The organism is Vibrio sp. 1S139, from assembly GCF_041439475.1.
GTDB classification, from domain to species: domain Bacteria; phylum Pseudomonadota; class Gammaproteobacteria; order Enterobacterales; family Vibrionaceae; genus Vibrio; species Vibrio crassostreae_C.
Map to the genome: position 1 here is coordinate 24,822 of NZ_JBGOOD010000021.1, position 16,358 is coordinate 41,179.

The following is a 16,358-nucleotide window of genomic DNA, read 5'->3' on the forward strand; positions in this document are numbered from 1 at the left end:
TTATTAGGGGGATCACTTAATCTGGTGTTTGAAACGTGCCGTTGAGCGCTTTTCTACTAACGAGTTAAGCAAAGGTAATGCATTCATTTATTGTAAAAGCATTATTGAGAAATAGTTAATTGTTTTGGAGGTGGTAAGAGGTGAAATGTTTGATTATGTGATTAAGATTCCTTTTAACTCACTAGGCATGCCAAGGTTTACAGAGCTTCTAACTTAATAAACTTATTTTTTTGGTCAGTTGTCAGCCTAAACTGCCCTCTAACCCCTATTTGTGTAAGAAATGGTCTAAATCGAGTTGCAGGTAACTGTAAGCGTAAACCTGTTGTTGTTATCACTTGAACTTTACTTGCCGTACCAGAATAGCTGGCCAAAAACTGCTGATATGAGATGTTAAGTTGGAAAATATAGCGATTCATACGATACCTGTATAAATATACAGTGCCAGTGTTTTTTGGCACTTTTAGATGTCTGACGGTGAAACTGAACTTGAAGCTGCTCTAGCTTATCGAAAATTCGATGAACCAGAAACAAAAAATCAGTGGCAGATATTCTCTACCACTGATGACCTTTCGTTGTAGCAAACAGTTTATTAGTAAACCGCTTATTAGCAAACAGTTACCTGAATGCGCGCTGACTTAAGCCTCTAGTGCTTTCGTCACTTTCTCAAACAAGTCTTTTGCTAGGTTGTCCATGTTCTTTAACGTCTCTAGTTCTTTTTTGATAAGAGCTTGACGTTCATCATCGTACTTACGGAACTTAAGTAGCGGGTCAATCAGACGTGAAGCCACTTGTGGGTTGCTGCTGTTTAGCTCACGTAAGATCTCGCCAGCAAATGCATAGCCTTGACCAGACTTGTCGTGGAATTGAACCGGGGTCATGTTTAAGAATGAACCGACCAAGTTACGGGTACGGTTCGGGTTCTTCAAACTGAACGCCTGGTGCGACATCGACGCTTTGATCACTTCAAGTGCGTTTGAACTTGGGTTTGTACCTTGCAATGCAAACCACTTATCCATAACAAGACCATCGTGTTTCCACTTGTCACTGTAATCCACCATCAAGGTTTCACGACATGGTAGTTGTGCACTGTTTGCCGCGCCCATTGCTGCCATCGTATCTGTCATGTTATTCGCTTGTTGATACATCGCAACAACCAAGTCATTACCCTGCCCAGTATGAGCTAAGTAACTTAAGCAAACTTTACGTAGAGTACGCTTACCAATCGAATCGTGATCGATCGTGTATTCTGTTAGTGCGTGGCTGTGATAAACCGCCGCTAACTCGTCTTCAAGTTCTGCAGCTAATGTAACTTTCATCGAGTTAAGAACCGATGCGACCGCATCAATATCAACACGCTCATACCAACCTGATACTTCATTGTGGCTTGGTAGAGAGAGCATTTCTGCAATAAACGCAGGCTCTAGTGAATCACTCAGCAGTACGCCACGGAATGCATCAACAACAGAATCAGAAAGCTCAAACGCTTGACCCTTTTGAACCTTCTCAACGTTACTGCGGATGTACTTCGCTAATAGCATTTGACCCGCATCCCAACGAGAGAACTCATTGCGTGCATTTACCATTAGGAAGATCAGTTCTTCATCTGAATAGTTGTACTCCAGTTTCACTGGCGCTGAAAATTCACGAAGTAATGATGGGATCGGTTGCTCAGAAACGTTTTCAAACACGAACGTTTGCTCTGCTTCTTTCACATCTAATACATTATGAACTGGCTTACCGTTACATTGTAACTCAACAACTTCACCCGCAGCTGTGTACAGCTCGATATCAAGAGGAATATGCAGAGCCTGCTTTTCCGTTTGCTCATGAGTTGGCGCTGTTACTTGGCGAGTTGTTAACGTGTACTGTTTCTTCTCTGCGTCGTACTTACTTTCAACAGACAGCGTCGGCGTACCAGATTGGCTGTACCATAAACGGAACTGAGATAGGTCGATGCCCGACGCATCTTCCATTGCCGCGACGAAGTCTTCACATGTTGCAGCCGTACCATCGTGACGTTCGAAGTAAAGCGTCATGCCTTTTTGGAAACCGTCTTCACCCAACAATGTGTGGATCATTCGGATCACTTCACTGCCCTTTTCGTACACAGTCAATGTGTAGAAGTTATTCATTTCTATCACTTTTTCTGGACGAATTGGGTGAGACATCGGACTTGCGTCTTCAGCGAATTGTGGCCCGCGAATAATACGAACATTGTTGATTCGGTTTACTGCGCGAGAGCCAAGATCAGATGAGAACTCTTGATCGCGGAATACGGTTAAGCCTTCTTTCAAGCTCAGCTGGAACCAATCGCGACAAGTCACTCGGTTACCGGTCCAGTTATGGAAATATTCATGGCCGATTACTGCTTCAATACCTAGGTAATCTGTATCCGTTGCAGTTTGGTCGTTTGCTAGAACGAACTTCGAATTGAATACGTTCAAGCCTTTGTTTTCCATCGCACCCATGTTGAAGAAATCAACGGCTACGATCATGTAGATGTCTAAGTCGTACTCTAAGTTGAAACGTTCTTCGTCCCACTTCATTGAGTTGATCAAAGAAACCATCGCGTGGCTCGCACGGTCTAGATTGCCTTTATCAACAAAGATTTCTAGGTCAACTTTACGACCCGATTGTGTAGTGTATGCGTCACGAAGTACATCAAAGTCACCCGCTACTAAAGCAAACAAGTACGCTGGTTTTGGATGTGGGTCTTGCCACTTCACCCAATGACGACCGTTTTCAGCTTCACCTTCATCTACACGGTTACCATTACTTAATAAGAATGGGTTCTCTGCTTTGTCTGCAATTACCGTTGTAGTGAATTTCGCCAACACATCTGGGCGATCCATGTAGTAAGTGATACGGCGGAAACCTTCAGCTTCACATTGAGTACAGAACGCGCCACCCGACTTGTACAAGCCTTCAAGTGCACTGTTCCCTTCAGGGTTAACTTCGGTAACGATGGTTAGAGTAAATTCTTTTGGAAGGTCATTCAGCGTAAGTTGAGTTTCAGACTGTTCATATTGAGTCCACTCTTTACCTTCTACCAAAACAGAAACCAACTTCAAGCCTTCACCATCAAGTACTAATGTCGTGCTGTCTTTCTCCTGCTTAACACTAGAAACAGCCGTAACAATGGATGCTGAGTCGTACAAATCGAAAGTAAGATCGATTTCAGAAATCGTGTGAGATGGTGATTGATAATCTTTACGATACTTGGCTTGAGGTGTATGTGCCATGACGGGTTCCTTTTGATCGTTATACGTAATTATTTTTTAACTGTATATATCTAAAGGTTGAGCGCCAATAAAACAAGGGGAATATTAAAAAAAGGAGGCATTGTAAGAAAATGCCTCCATGTTTTGCTATTTTATCAATCAAATCAGACAGGAACGCCTAAGAAATGAACTGTGCACAATATTATCAACGAGTACGCCGTTACTGCTAAAACTCACGATTATCGAATGCGATTGAGTACCGCAAACATATCTCCCTCTTCACCTTGCAGCGTTAACACATCGCTGTTCAGTGTATATCGAGTGCCGTGTTCACCGTTCTCATAAAGTAACACTAGTTGATCGCCTTCTGTGTAATACACCCCGCGACGAATGACTTCACCACCTTCTTCATCTGATACTCGGAACATGAATATAAAGTCCGGCTGAAGCACTAAATCCATTTTTTGAATGTTACTCGCACGTAGATCGCTTCCAGACAGTTGGGCACTTGACCAGATTCCCGCCAATGCATTTGGCAAGGCCTTAGTGAACATAACACCGTTAAGATTCAGCATGTTGTGATTACTGCTGTACGCGTAAACCTGAGGTTCTGAGGTATTCAAACCCAAAATAATCGTGTCTTCATTGGCGTTATACAAACCTTCCCAATGATCGACACTGTAGTCTTTCTTTTGGATATCGATAGTGAATGAGTAGTTTGAATCAAGAGTGAGCTTGATCGCTCTAAAGTTTTCAGTGCCTTGCTCAGGATCAGGATTCATCAAATACCAATCACCAAGCAGCAAAGGAAGGTCAAAATGAGATAGATTACTATCACTTTTTGATTGTTGGTTACTCGAAGCGACCTCGCTCCCAAAAGCCACAAAACTTAAACAAGATAAAAATAGTAGAATCCATTTCATAAGCGTCCCCTCGTTTTCTTTAAGCTTAGGCACGTAATGAATAGAAAGCGAAAAAATATGATCTAAGTCACTAAATTTTAAGTGCGAAGTAACTTAAATGTCATTATCACTCGAAAAATAATACTTAAGTTTAGTTATTTTTACAGTGTACTTCACAGCCGAAAATCAAATAACAGTGGTTCTGCAGCAAGTTAAAAAGCGAGGAAGCATGCCGTTAACATGACATTATTCGAGGCAAGAACACAGGTACAAAAAAAGCGAGCCTAAGCTCGCTTTTCAAATAGTACGTCTTTAAACAATCACCTTATAACAGGTATTTTGTTTATTTCTTGATCATATCCAGCATGATAGCAACTGATTCATCAAGATAAGCATCCGGGGCTTCGTAGTCTTTTGGAATATCATCCAACGTTTTAAATGCCTCTAACTTAGCGGCTTTTTGACGTTGATTGATACGATCTAGACGAAGCGCATCCGCATCATCGCTCTCTTGCTGACGTACCTTTTCATTCAAAGAAAGGTCGTTATCGTCTTTATCTGCCTTATATTTTTCAATATCTTGCGCGATAAAGCCAAATTCCATGTCTGTCGCAATACGAGCTTGGTGTTGAGCTGTTAAAGCAGCAATTTGCTCATCGTTACGCTGTAACACTGAGTAGTTTGCTTTATCAATGCTGTCCCAAGGTAGAGCATTGTCTTCAACACTTTCACCAGTATCTGCCGGGTCTATTGGCGTTGGGTAAGCAATATCAGGTACTACACCTTTGTTTTGCGTACTGCCACCATTGATTCGGTAGAATTTCTGGATTGTGTATTGAACGTAGCCCAACTCTTTATCGAACAAATCATAGATATGATTCAAAGAACGATGTTGTTGTACCGTACCTTTACCGAAAGAGTTTTCACCTAGGATGATTGCACGACCGTAATCCTGCATCGCTGCTGCAAAGATCTCAGATGCCGAAGCACTGTAGCGATTCACCAATACCGTTAACGGGCCTTGGTAACTGATTTGACCATCAGTATCGCTGTTCACTTTGACACGACCGTAGCTATCACGAACCTGAACAACAGGTCCTTCTTTGATAAACAAACCAGAGAGTTCAGTTGCTTCAGTCAGTGCACCACCACCGTTGTTTCGGAGGTCAACAATAATACCTTCAACACCTTGCTCTTTAAGCTCGGTGATCAGTTTATCGGTATCTTTAGAAAGGCCAACGTAGAAACTTGGTACTTCTAATACACCAATTTTCTTGCCGTCTTTCTCGATCACTTCTGATTTAACAGCGCGGTCTTCTAAACGAATCTTATCGCGAACAATTGTGACAACGTGACTTTTTTCATCTTTACCATCTGGCAAGATCTGTAGCTTAACTTTGGTCCCTTTAGGGCCTTTAATAAGTTGTACTACATCGTCTAAACGCCACCCGATAACATCAACAATTTCTTCGCCATCTTGACCAACACCAACAATGCGGTCTCCATCACTCAATTGTTTGCTATTTGACGCAGGGCCACCAGCAACTAAAGATCGAATAACGGTGTAGTCGTCTGTCATCTGAAGTACAGCACCAATACCTTCTAGAGATAGATTCATCTCGGATTGGAATTGCTCTGCATTTCTTGGAGAAAGGTAACTGGTGTGCGGATCAACTTCTCGCGCGAATGCGTTCATGTAGATTTGGAAAGCATCTTCGTTGTGCGATTGCGTAATACGCTTCATCGCATTGTTGTAACGCTTTTCCAAAACTTCTTGAATCTCTGGCCACTCTTTACCAGTAAGTTTTAGATTCAACGCATCGTATTTAACGCGTTTTCTCCAAAGCTCATTCACTTCAGCGATATCTTTTGGCCATTCCGCTTCACTACGATTGAGCTCAATACTTTCATCGGTATCAAACTTAATCTCTGTATCTAGCAAAGACAATGCATATTGAAAACGTTCAAAACGCTTCTGCATAGACAAATTATAAACATCGAATGCAATCTGGTTATTGCCTGCTTTCAGTTGATCATCAATTTGTGTAGATGACGCAGCGAAAGAGTCAATATCAGCTTGAGTGAAGATATTACGATTATAATCCAGCATCTCTAAGTAACGATTAAAGATAGCTTGAGAGAAATCATCGTTGAGATTGAAGTGTTTATAGTGAGAACGAGTAAATCGAGAAGTAACACGTTTACTAGCAGTTTCGTGTTGGACCTCAGGAGCGAGTAGAGGTAAATCGTCCTGATCTAATTTGGCTTCAAGAGCCTGAGCTGAAGCTGCTAGCCAAAAACTAGCAGCAATCAGTGTCAATTTTGAACGGCATTTCATGCGTAGGAGTATCTCCTTTAAGCGCGCAAGTGCTCCGCTTTAACAACCATTTGTAGGCCGTTTGCTAACTGAACACGCACATCTTCCTTATTGATTTCAACAATGGTCGCAGCCATGTTTCCTTTACCCATGTTCACATTTACTTCTTTGCCAGCGATGAATTCGTCAGCGTTCAAAGCGCGTGTTTCTACAGGCTTTTCTACTTTTGGTGCTTTAGGCGCTTGACGACGAGGCTGTTGAGCTTTCTTCGCCTTAGGTTTCGCTTTGCCTTCTTCACGAGCTTTTTGTGCTTGTTCTTTACGACGAGCCTGAACTTTCGCTTTGCTTTCTGCAAGTGTAGCTTTAGCGTGTTCAACGTGCTCTTCTTCTAGTGTGCCACACGCGTTGCCGTCTAGGTCAACACGTTCTGTGCCAGCTTTTACGCCGTGCAGGTAACGCCATGATGATGTGTACTGTCTTAACGCTGCACGAAGCTGAGTCTTACTTACTTTTTCGTCTTCATTTAGACGTTCAGCAAGATCTTGAAAAATACCAATTTTAAGTGGCTTCGCTTCACCTTCTAGAGTAAAGCATTTAGGGAAACATTCAGCAATATATGCGATAACTTCTTTGCTGTTTTTTAACTTTTCAGTGTTTTCCATGTGGGTTCCTGGTTTTTGCGGTTTTCCGCGAGCATTAAGAAAATATTTTTACGTATTATAGAGAGATGCTTGGGAAAAACCACAGTAAGAGAATAATTTATGCCTTGTTCGCGTGCGAATTAAGCAGCTTTTCCACTTCTGCCATGAAAAATGTCAATCCGTCCTCGTCAATTTGAGAAAAACGACCAACATTTGGGCTATCAATATCAAGAACGCCCGCGATTTTTCCGCCAATCGAGAACGGAATAACGATTTCTGAGTTACTTGCAGCGTCACAAGCGATGTGACCTTCGAACTCATGAACATCATGAATGCGCTGAACTGTATTCGTCGCAACCGCAGTTCCACACACTCCACGCCCTACCGGAATTCGCACACAAGCAGGTTGACCTTGGAAAGGACCCAGTACAAGTTCGTCTTTTTCCTTAGCTTGATCCTGCTTCATTAAATAGAAACCCGCCCAATTCAAGCCATCCAATTCCATGAATAATAATGAACTGATATTAGCAAGATTAGCAGTTAGATCGGTTTCTGATTCAATTAATGCAACGGCTTGTTTGGTTAAGCGTTGGTAATGTTCTATTTTCATATTAACTTCCAATTAAATTGAGACTTCCATTATCAAGAGAACGCAGTAGAATGCGGCCATCAAACTAAATAGGACTTATTCTCATTACAATGAACAATTCAGAAGACACTATTAGCCGTTCTTGGTTAATAACTCAAGTAAAAAAACACAAGTCCAAATTACTGTTTGCTAACATTATTGCCATATTTGCAACTCTCATTAGTGTCCCTATCCCGTTGCTCATGCCATTAATGGTTGATGAAGTATTACTTGATAAGCCCGCTTCAGGCTTAGAGATGATGAACCACCTACTTCCATCTTCATTACAAACACCGACTGGCTATATAGCACTAACTTTGTTGTTAGTGATTATCATGCGCTCCGTTAGCCAAGCGCTGAACATTCTGCAAGGGCGCCAGTTTACGCTTGTGTCCAAAACAATTACCTATCAAATGCGCAGCAAGATGATAGATAAGCTTGGCCGCATCAGTATTCGACAATACGAAACCAAAGGCAGTGGCGGTATTAACTCCCACCTAATAACAGACATAGAGACAATAGATAAGTTCATTGGCTCGACTCTTTCTAAATTTATCATCAGCTTCCTGACCGTGTTCGGGACAGCGATCGTGCTGTTGTGGTTAGAGTGGCGTTTAGGATTGTTCATTTTATTGGTCAATCCTGTTGTAATTTATTTCTCCCGTAAACTAGGCAGCAGGGTCAAACACCTTAAGAAATACGAAAACCAATCTTTCGAGCGCTTTCAAAACCGTTTGGTGGAAACCTTAGACGGCATTTACCAACTGCGTGCGGCGAATAAAGAACGTATCTTTCTCGATGAACTTAAGGTTCAAGCAAACCAAGTAAGAATCGATGCAGACAAATACGCTTGGCAATCTGAAGCTGCTGGCCGTGTTTCGTTTCTGCTGTTCTTACTAGGTTTCGAGCTTTTCCGTGCCGTCGCTATGCTAATGGTGTTATTCAGTGACTTAACCATTGGTCAGATTTTCGCGGTATTTGGCTACTTGTGGTTCATGTTAGGCCCGGTCCAAGAGCTACTAGGGATTCAATTCTCTTGGTATAGCGCGAAAGCGGCACTACAACGCATCAACGATCTTCTTCAGTTAGAAGAAGAGAAGCGCCCTATCAGTAAAGTGAACCCATTTACTGAAGATCAAGAAGTGACAGTTGACATCGAAGACGTTACATTCTCTTACACATTAGAAAACACTGTTTTAAATAGGCTATCGCTGCACATCCCTGCAGGTAAAAAAGTCGCTTTGGTCGGTGCGAGTGGAGGGGGTAAATCTACGTTAATCCAGTTGCTGATTGGGGTTTACCAAGCAGACTCAGGTTGCATTCGCTATAACGGTGAAACAACCGATGACATCAGCTTTGATGTAATACGCAATCAAATTGCCGTTGTTTTACAACAACCTATACTCTTTAACGATACATTAAGGCATAATCTGACCCTTGGTGCTGAATACGACGAAATGTCGTTGTGGCGTGCGCTTGAAGTCGCTCAAATGCAAGATGTCATCAAGCAACTGAGCAATGGCTTAGATACACAAATTGGTAGGAATGGCGTTCGACTGTCTGGTGGTCAACGACAACGCTTAGCAATAGCTCGTATGGTGCTGAGCAATCCTAAGTTTGTTATTCTTGATGAAGCGACATCTGCACTCGATACAGCAACAGAGTCAGCACTGCATAAAGCGTTGAGCGAGTTTTTGAAAGATCGCACAACTTTGATAGTGGCTCATCGATTATCAGCGGTGAAACAAGCCGATCTAATCTATGTTTTAGAAGATGGACAAGTCACACAGACGGGAACACATGGTGAATTGGTTGAACAACAAGGACTCTATCAAACACTCTACGGCAGTGTGCAATCGCACGCCTGATGTTTGTGGCTCTGAGTCTTTAAGTCGGGTTGCTAACCTAACTTACGTTTCAACTTGGGAGGTCGCGTGACCTCCCCATCCGTAACCAACCCTTTATCAACAAAACACCAATGCGACAGCAGCTCAGTGCGTCTTTGCCAGGGCTGCGAACTTCCCGTAGATAAAATGGACATCCCTTTAGGGAAATCAGCTTACTGCCCAAGATGCGGAACTCAGCTTTATAGAGGCGGTACCCCTAGCCTCTCTGGAAACCTAGCAATCGCAATTACCTGCTTATTGCTGTTTATCCCATCGCACTTTTTTGAATTCATCAGTATTCGCCTGATTGGCGTCATGATACCCGCGACGTTACCATCGGGTGTTTTTACCTTAATGGGCGAAGGCTTTCCTCTACTTGGTTTGCTGATCCTGTTCTGCAGTTCGATCGCTCCGTTGCTCGTGTGCACCTCGGTACTCATCACTCATGCATCACTGCGTCTTAAGATCTTCACCCCCTTTCGTTATGCATTAGCCATTATTCAGACTCTCAAACATTGGATGATGTTGGATGTGTTTCTGGTAAGTTTGGCGGTCTCATGTTTCAAACTGCAAGATTACTCTGACATTTTCGTCGGCCCTGGTTTGATTGGCCTGATTCTTCTGCAGCTTTTCAGCGTATTACTAGTAAGCCGTATCAGTGTACGTCGCTACTGGGAAGCTTGGGCAAAAGAATCCGAATACTCTTTTGCTGAGAGTAAGAACGTACACTGTCACAACTGTCACCTATCTCAGCCTGACGGTCATACTTGTGTGCGTTGTCACCATGACTTATACCACCGCAAGCCCTACTCTATACAGAAAACTTGGGCTCTGCTATTTGCCGCATCCGTGGCTATCGTGCCAGCCAATGTCATTCCTATTTCTATTCTTATTACCAACGGTCAAAGGCTAGAAGACACCATCATTTCCGGTGTCGCTTCGCTGATTAATAGCGATATGTATGGCATCGCTGCGATCATTTTCATTGCCAGTATCGTCGTGCCAGTCGCGAAAATACTGGGCCTCGCGTACATCTTAATCTGTATCAAGATGAAGCGCGCCGTTTACCACAGGCAACGTATGACCATCTATTTCATCGTGAAATGGGTGGGGAAATGGTCGGTAATGGATCTGTTCGTTATTTCGATCATGATGACCTTGGTCGACCGCGGGCAAATTTTAAACTTTACACCAGGTTATGGTGCAGTCGCTTTTGGCGTCGTAGTTGTTCTCACGATGCTAGCAGCGGAAAGCTTAGATCCTAGGCTAATTTGGGATAACTACACCTCTAAAGATGAGTCAGTGAATGAACAACGATAACCAATCACAAACGTCATATTCACCAGAAGTAAGGAAAAACAAAGGCATCTCCCCTTTGTGGATTCTGCCGATATTAACCGTCGCCTTAGCCGGTTGGTTGGTCATGAAATCGATACACGATGCTGGGCAACGTGTGCAAATATACTTCTCAGATGCCGCAGGTTTAGTCGCAGGTCGAACAACGATTCGTTACCAAGGCTTAGAAGTGGGTATGGTGCGCGACATCACTTTATCCAAAGATCTATCGAGCATCTATGTCGATGCAGACATCTACCCTGAAGCGAAGAAGCTACTCTCAAAAGGCACTCGTTTCTGGCTTGTAAAACCGACAGCAAGTTTGTCGGGTATCTCAGGATTAGACGCACTTGTTTCAGGTAACTATATTGCTATCCACCCGAGCGAAACCAAACAAGACCCAGAAACCATTTTCCAAGCGTTAGAATCCTCCCCTTCTGATTTACTGGCTTCTGAAGGTTTGAATATTTCACTGACGACCAAAGATCTGGGTGGCGTATCTGTTGGTTCTCAAATCGTTTACCGTAAAATCCCAATTGGTGAGGTTTACAACTACCAGTTAAACGACAACGCGAAATCCGTTACGATTCAAGCGTCGATTAAAGATGAATACAGCCATATCATTACCGACCAAAGCCGTTTTTGGAATGTCAGTGGCTTAGGTGCCAGTATTGGCTTTTCTGGTGTTGATGTTCGCTTAGAGAGCCTAAGTGCATTGCTTGGCGGTTCAATTGCGGTCGACTCTCCAGGAGAAGGCCAACCGGTTGAGATGAATACTAAGTTCAAACTCTACCCAGATCTGAAAACAGCGGGTCGAGGTATCCCTATCAAGATTGCCGTTCCCGATGATAATAAAATCAGTGCAACGGGTGCTCCGATCATGTATCGCGGCATTGAAATCGGTCAAATCACTGATTTATCGCTAAGTGAAGGGCGTGAAAACGTCGTTGCATCTGCCGCTATCCAACCGGCATTCAGTGACTTTTTAAACAGCGGCAGTAAATTCGTTCTAGAAGAGGCTGAACTGTCGCTTACTGGCATGAAAAACATTGCCAATTTAGTGACAGGTAACTTTTTAACCTTGGTACCGGGTGAAGGTGAAAAGGCGCGTCGATTTACTGCAATCCGCAAAAATGAATTCAGTCAGGAACAAGAGAAATCCGTTGCGATTCGCTTAACGTCGAACAATTCGTTCGGGTTAGATGTCGGTACACAACTTCTCTACAAAGGCATTGCCGTTGGCTCTATCATCCATGTGGGATTAGTTGATGGTGTTGGTACGGGCTCTGAAAAACACGAAGTCTTCATGGATGCACTTATCGATAATGAGTATGCGCACCTTATCAAAAGCCACAACCGTTTCTTTGTGACAGGTAGTGCGACTGCAGAGCTAACCGAATCAGGCTTGAGTGTTACGGTCCCACCAGCAAAACAGCTTCTTACCGGCTCGATTAGCTTTGTGAGTGAAGGTAAATCTGAAGCTCGAACGGACTACCAACTTTTCCAAAGTAAGTCGTTAGCAGAAATTGCTAAGTTTAATCAGTCTGGTTCAAAGACACTTTCTTTGTTTGCCAGTGAGTTACCTTCAATTTCTAAAGGCAGTCCACTCCTCTACCGCAACCTACAAGTGGGTAGTATTTCTGATTTTCAGCTTGCCGACGGTGGCGTAAGAATCAAAGTCACAATCGAAAATCGTTACACGCACTTACTCAACAAGCACACTGTTTTCTGGAACCGATCAGGCGTTGAGGTTGATGCGTCGCTATCGGGTATCAGCATTAAAGCGGCACCAGTTAAAACCCTTATCCAAGGCGGTATTGCTTTTGACTCTCTGCCGGGAATCGACAACAAACTTGGTGACGTGTGGAAGCTTTACAAAGATTCAAAATCTGCTCGAAAATTTGGCCGCGCGATTACTATCACCTCTTCTGGCGATCAAGAAGTCAACAAGGGCATGGCGATCAAATATCAAGGTGTCACTGTTGGTGAGGTTACTTTGGTGATTCCGAACTTCAACAAGGGCGGCATTGAAATTACTGCGCGTATTTTACCTGAGTACGTCGACAAGATTGCCGTGACGAACAGTCACTTCTGGTTGGCAGAACCTGAGATTGGCCTTAATGGCATCAAAAACGTCTCTGCGCTGCTCTCTAAACACATCAACGTAGACCCGGGCAAAGGTGAAAGAAACACGAAATTTGAGCTTAGCAAAGGACCTGTGCAGCCTGAAGGCAAGATATTCCAACTGCAAAGCGAAACGCGCGGCTCAGTATCTGAAGGTACACCTATCCTATTCCGTGAACTAGAAATTGGCAGTGTTATAGATGTTCAGCTGGGCGAGTTTGCTGATCGCATCATATCTACGATTCAAATAGAACCTGACTACGCGTATCTAATCCGCGCAAACACCGTGTTCTGGAACGTGTCGGGCGTCGATGTCTCTATCGGCCTGTCAGGCGCAAACATCAAAGCCGGAACGGTAGACAGCTTGTTAAGAGGTGGTATTACATTCTCAACGCCACCGACAAATGAACTTCAACCAGTAGCAAGCGAAGATCAGTCTTTCTACCTCTATCCTCAAGCCGAAGATGAGTGGAAATCATGGAGAACCGCAATTCCTCGCCCATAGAGAGAATCCCCTGACGTTTCAAGAAGATTAATTCTTCATCAAAATGCAGCCATTAGGCTGCATTTTTGTTGTTTGCTGCAAATATGGTTTAGGACGGCCTCATTTTGCTTTAAACTCCCCGCATTAATGCAATAAATCGAGATACTCTTTTGCACGCTAACGTATATATTCCTGAAGAATTCCTAACGCACATCGAAGCAATCATGCCTAGTCACCTAGATATGGCTTCTTTTGTTGCGTCATGCCAAAAACCACTTCGTAAAAGTATTCGAGTCAATACATTGAAAATCAGTGTTGAAGATTTCCTAGTACGAGCAAAAGAGAAAGGCTGGGAACTGGAACCTGTACCTTGGTGTGAAACGGGCTTTTGGATTACAGCGGACGAAAGTGAAGCGCCACTAGGTAATACGGCAGAACACATGTCTGGTCTTTTCTACATCCAAGAAGCCAGCTCGATGATGCCACCCTCGGCACTTTTCCAAGGCGAAGGTGATTACCAAGCGGTGCTAGACACTGCGGCTGCACCCGGCTCTAAAACAACGCAAATCGCTGCGCTAATGAATAATCGCGGTGTATTGGTTGCCAATGAGTATGCAGCAAGCCGTGTGAAAGTCCTTCACGCTAACATCGAACGTTGTGGCGTTCGTAATGCCGCTCTAAGTAACTTTGACGGTCGAGTTTTTGGTGGTTGGTTACCAGAACAGTTTGATGCTGTGTTGCTAGACGCACCCTGCTCTGGCGAAGGCACCATTCGTAAAGATGCCGATGCGATGAAGAACTGGACGTATCAATCAGTGGTCGACATTGCCGACACGCAAAAAGATCTGATTGAAAGTGCATTCCATGCTCTTAAACCTAATGGTGTTTTGGTTTACTCAACGTGTACGCTTAGCACCGAAGAGAACCAACAAGTGTGTCATCACCTAAAAGAAACCTTTGGTGATGCGGTTGAATTCGAATCTCTGGAATCACTATTCGACAACGCAAAAGCAACCACGACAGAAGAAGGCTTTCTTCACATCTTCCCACAGGTCTATGACTCTGAAGGTTTCTTTGTTGCACGTATCCGTAAACTAGCGTCTGTTACTCCACCAGAAGTTAAAAAACGTATGGGTAAATTCCCATTTGAAAAAGCATTAAAGAAAACTCAGCAAGAAGTCGCTGAACAACTAATGAGTACTCTCGATATCGAATTGCCAAGCGATACTCAGGTTTGGATTCGCGACAAAGACGTTTGGCTATTCCCAGAAGCGCTAGAGCCGATGATCGGTGAGTTCCGTTTTTCTCGCATGGGAATCAAGATCGCTGAAACCCATAAAAAAGGTTACCGCTGGCAGCACCAAGTAGCGACAACGCTCGCAACAGGTAATGAAGCTAATGTTGTAGAGCTTAGTATTGAAGATGCTCGTGAATGGTTCATGGGCCGCGATGTTCGCCCTGAAAACTTGTCAGGAAAAGGTGAAGTACTAGTGAAGTACAATGGTGCAATCATCGGCCTTGGTAAGTGGGTTGGCAACCGAGTGAAGAACGGTTTACCACGCGAACTCGTGCGCGATAAGAACCTTTTCTAAAAGCGTTCGCACTGAGTACACCTTAATAAACAAAAAGCCCAAACAACGTTAATTGTTTGGGCTTTTTCTATTCTATCGGCCATATAACTCAGTGTGCGAGCGCTTGTAAATCAACAGCTAATTATATAAATATCAATTCAAGTCACTATTTCCAAAAAGAAAAATCGCACTTTAGAGAATCTAAACTAGACTTCAATCTAACAGTCAAAAGATTAAAACGATTAGCGTAGGCTCTTCGGAGCCCTTTCCCCTAAGCCCAAACAGGAAGGTTTGGGCTTTTTTTTGACCGAAAGGACCGCTTACTTAACTAAGCTGATACCTTCTTTGTCGATAGTGATCTTGCCAGATTTGTATAGACCACCAATTGTCTTCTTGAACGTACCTTTGCTGGTTCTGAATGCAGAGAAAATAACTTCAGGAGAAGACTTATCATTCAAAGGCAGGTAACCGCCTTTCTTCTCAAGCAGGTCAAGAACCTTAGTGCTTAAGTCATCCATCTTAGCCACACCAACCTTCTGAAGAGACAAATCAATCTTACCGTCTTCTTCACGAACGTTTTTAATGTAGCCTTTTAGTGTTTTACCAATGAACAGCTTACCGATGATGTCAGATGGGAAAATCATACCCCAGTGTTCACCGTTCACGATCGCTTTGTAACCTAACTGGCTGCGCTCAGCGATAATGAGATCGACTTGCTCATTTTGCTTATAAGTCGCAGACGTGTTGTCTAACCATTTGTTGAACTTCGTTGTACCAACGATACGGCTCGATGCTTTATCGATATACACATATACTAAGATTGACTGACCTTCGTTTAAACGGCCACGCTGCTCGCTGAAAGGAACAAGAAGGTCTTTACCTTTCACGCCCCAGCTCATGAATGCACCAGTGCTGTTAACACCTTCAACCGTCATCAAACCAAACTGGCCTACTTGAGCTATTGGTTTTTCAGTCGTTGCAGCGATCTGGTTGTCAGAATCTATGTATAAGAAAACATCTAGCTTTTGACCAATTTCAACACCTTCAGGAGTAAATCGTTTCGGCAGCAACACGGTTCCATAGTCGCTCGCGTCAAGGAATACACCGAAGTCTGCTTGTTTTACTACTTCTAAGTTGTTTATTTGACCAATATTAATCATCAAGGTTGTCTCTACTTTAAATTTGGCGGAGATTATACGTGATCTCTGATATGCTTTCGCTAGTTTCATTCATATTTTTACATTCTAGG

The 16,358-nt window shown here is 43.3% G+C and carries 11 protein-coding genes; 4 read left to right on the forward strand and 7 right to left on the reverse strand.

Annotated elements, in window-relative coordinates:
- Positions 1-197: 197 nt before the first annotated feature.
- The 6 genes from ACED46_RS09360 to ACED46_RS09385 form a co-directional block, all read right to left on the reverse strand.
- Positions 198-416, reverse strand: coding sequence for a DUF2835 domain-containing protein (locus tag ACED46_RS09360; RefSeq protein ID WP_081325156.1), 219 nt, complete (start codon positions 414-416; stop codon positions 198-200).
- 219 nt (positions 417-635) lie between these two features.
- Positions 636-3,242 carry an aminopeptidase N gene (gene pepN, locus ACED46_RS09365; protein ID WP_371721326.1) on the reverse strand — a complete coding sequence of 869 codons (2,607 nt, stop codon included), beginning with the start codon at positions 3,240-3,242 and terminating at the stop codon, positions 636-638.
- Positions 3,243-3,460: 218 nt separating this feature from the next.
- On the reverse strand, positions 3,461-4,144 hold the full coding sequence (locus tag ACED46_RS09370) for a hypothetical protein (RefSeq protein WP_017068918.1): 684 nt from the start codon (positions 4,142-4,144) through the stop codon (positions 3,461-3,463).
- Positions 4,145-4,466: 322 nt separating this feature from the next.
- Positions 4,467-6,461, reverse strand: a complete 1,995-nt coding sequence (gene prc / locus ACED46_RS09375; protein ID WP_371721327.1) for a carboxy terminal-processing peptidase — start codon at positions 6,459-6,461, stop codon at positions 4,467-4,469.
- Between the two features lie 17 nt (positions 6,462-6,478).
- Positions 6,479-7,102 (reverse strand): RNA chaperone ProQ, encoded by a 624-nt coding sequence (gene proQ / locus ACED46_RS09380; protein ID WP_371721328.1) that lies wholly within the window; start codon positions 7,100-7,102, stop codon positions 6,479-6,481.
- Between the two features lie 97 nt (positions 7,103-7,199).
- Positions 7,200-7,691: a GAF domain-containing protein gene (locus tag ACED46_RS09385; RefSeq protein ID WP_017068920.1), complete on the reverse strand. Its 492-nt coding sequence runs from the start codon at positions 7,689-7,691 to the stop codon at positions 7,200-7,202.
- Positions 7,692-7,780: 89 nt separating this feature from the next.
- Between ACED46_RS09385 and ACED46_RS09390 the strand changes: the two genes are divergently transcribed.
- The 4 genes from ACED46_RS09390 to rsmF all read left to right on the forward strand — a co-directional run bounded on the left by ACED46_RS09390 (position 7,781) and on the right by rsmF (position 15,130).
- Positions 7,781-9,577, forward strand: coding sequence for an ABC transporter ATP-binding protein (locus ACED46_RS09390; protein ID WP_371721329.1), 1,797 nt, complete (start codon positions 7,781-7,783; stop codon positions 9,575-9,577).
- Positions 9,578-9,631: 54 nt separating this feature from the next.
- The gene (locus tag ACED46_RS09395; protein WP_102321147.1) at positions 9,632-10,915 is read left to right on the forward strand and encodes a paraquat-inducible protein A; all 1,284 of its coding nucleotides are present in this window, start codon (positions 9,632-9,634) and stop codon (positions 10,913-10,915) included.
- Positions 10,902-13,559 (forward strand): MlaD family protein, encoded by a 2,658-nt coding sequence (locus ACED46_RS09400; RefSeq protein WP_371721330.1) that lies wholly within the window; start codon positions 10,902-10,904, stop codon positions 13,557-13,559. Before ACED46_RS09395 ends, ACED46_RS09400 begins: the two co-directional genes overlap by 14 nt.
- A 149-nt stretch (positions 13,560-13,708) precedes the next feature.
- On the forward strand, positions 13,709-15,130 hold the full coding sequence (gene rsmF / locus ACED46_RS09405; protein ID WP_371721331.1) for a 16S rRNA (cytosine(1407)-C(5))-methyltransferase RsmF: 1,422 nt from the start codon (positions 13,709-13,711) through the stop codon (positions 15,128-15,130).
- 299 nt (positions 15,131-15,429) lie between these two features.
- Here the strand turns inward: rsmF and ACED46_RS09410 are convergent, their stop codons facing one another.
- Positions 15,430-16,338, reverse strand: a complete 909-nt coding sequence (locus tag ACED46_RS09410) for a S1 RNA-binding domain-containing protein (protein ID WP_371721332.1) — start codon at positions 16,336-16,338, stop codon at positions 15,430-15,432.
- Positions 16,339-16,358: the final 20 nt, after the last annotated feature.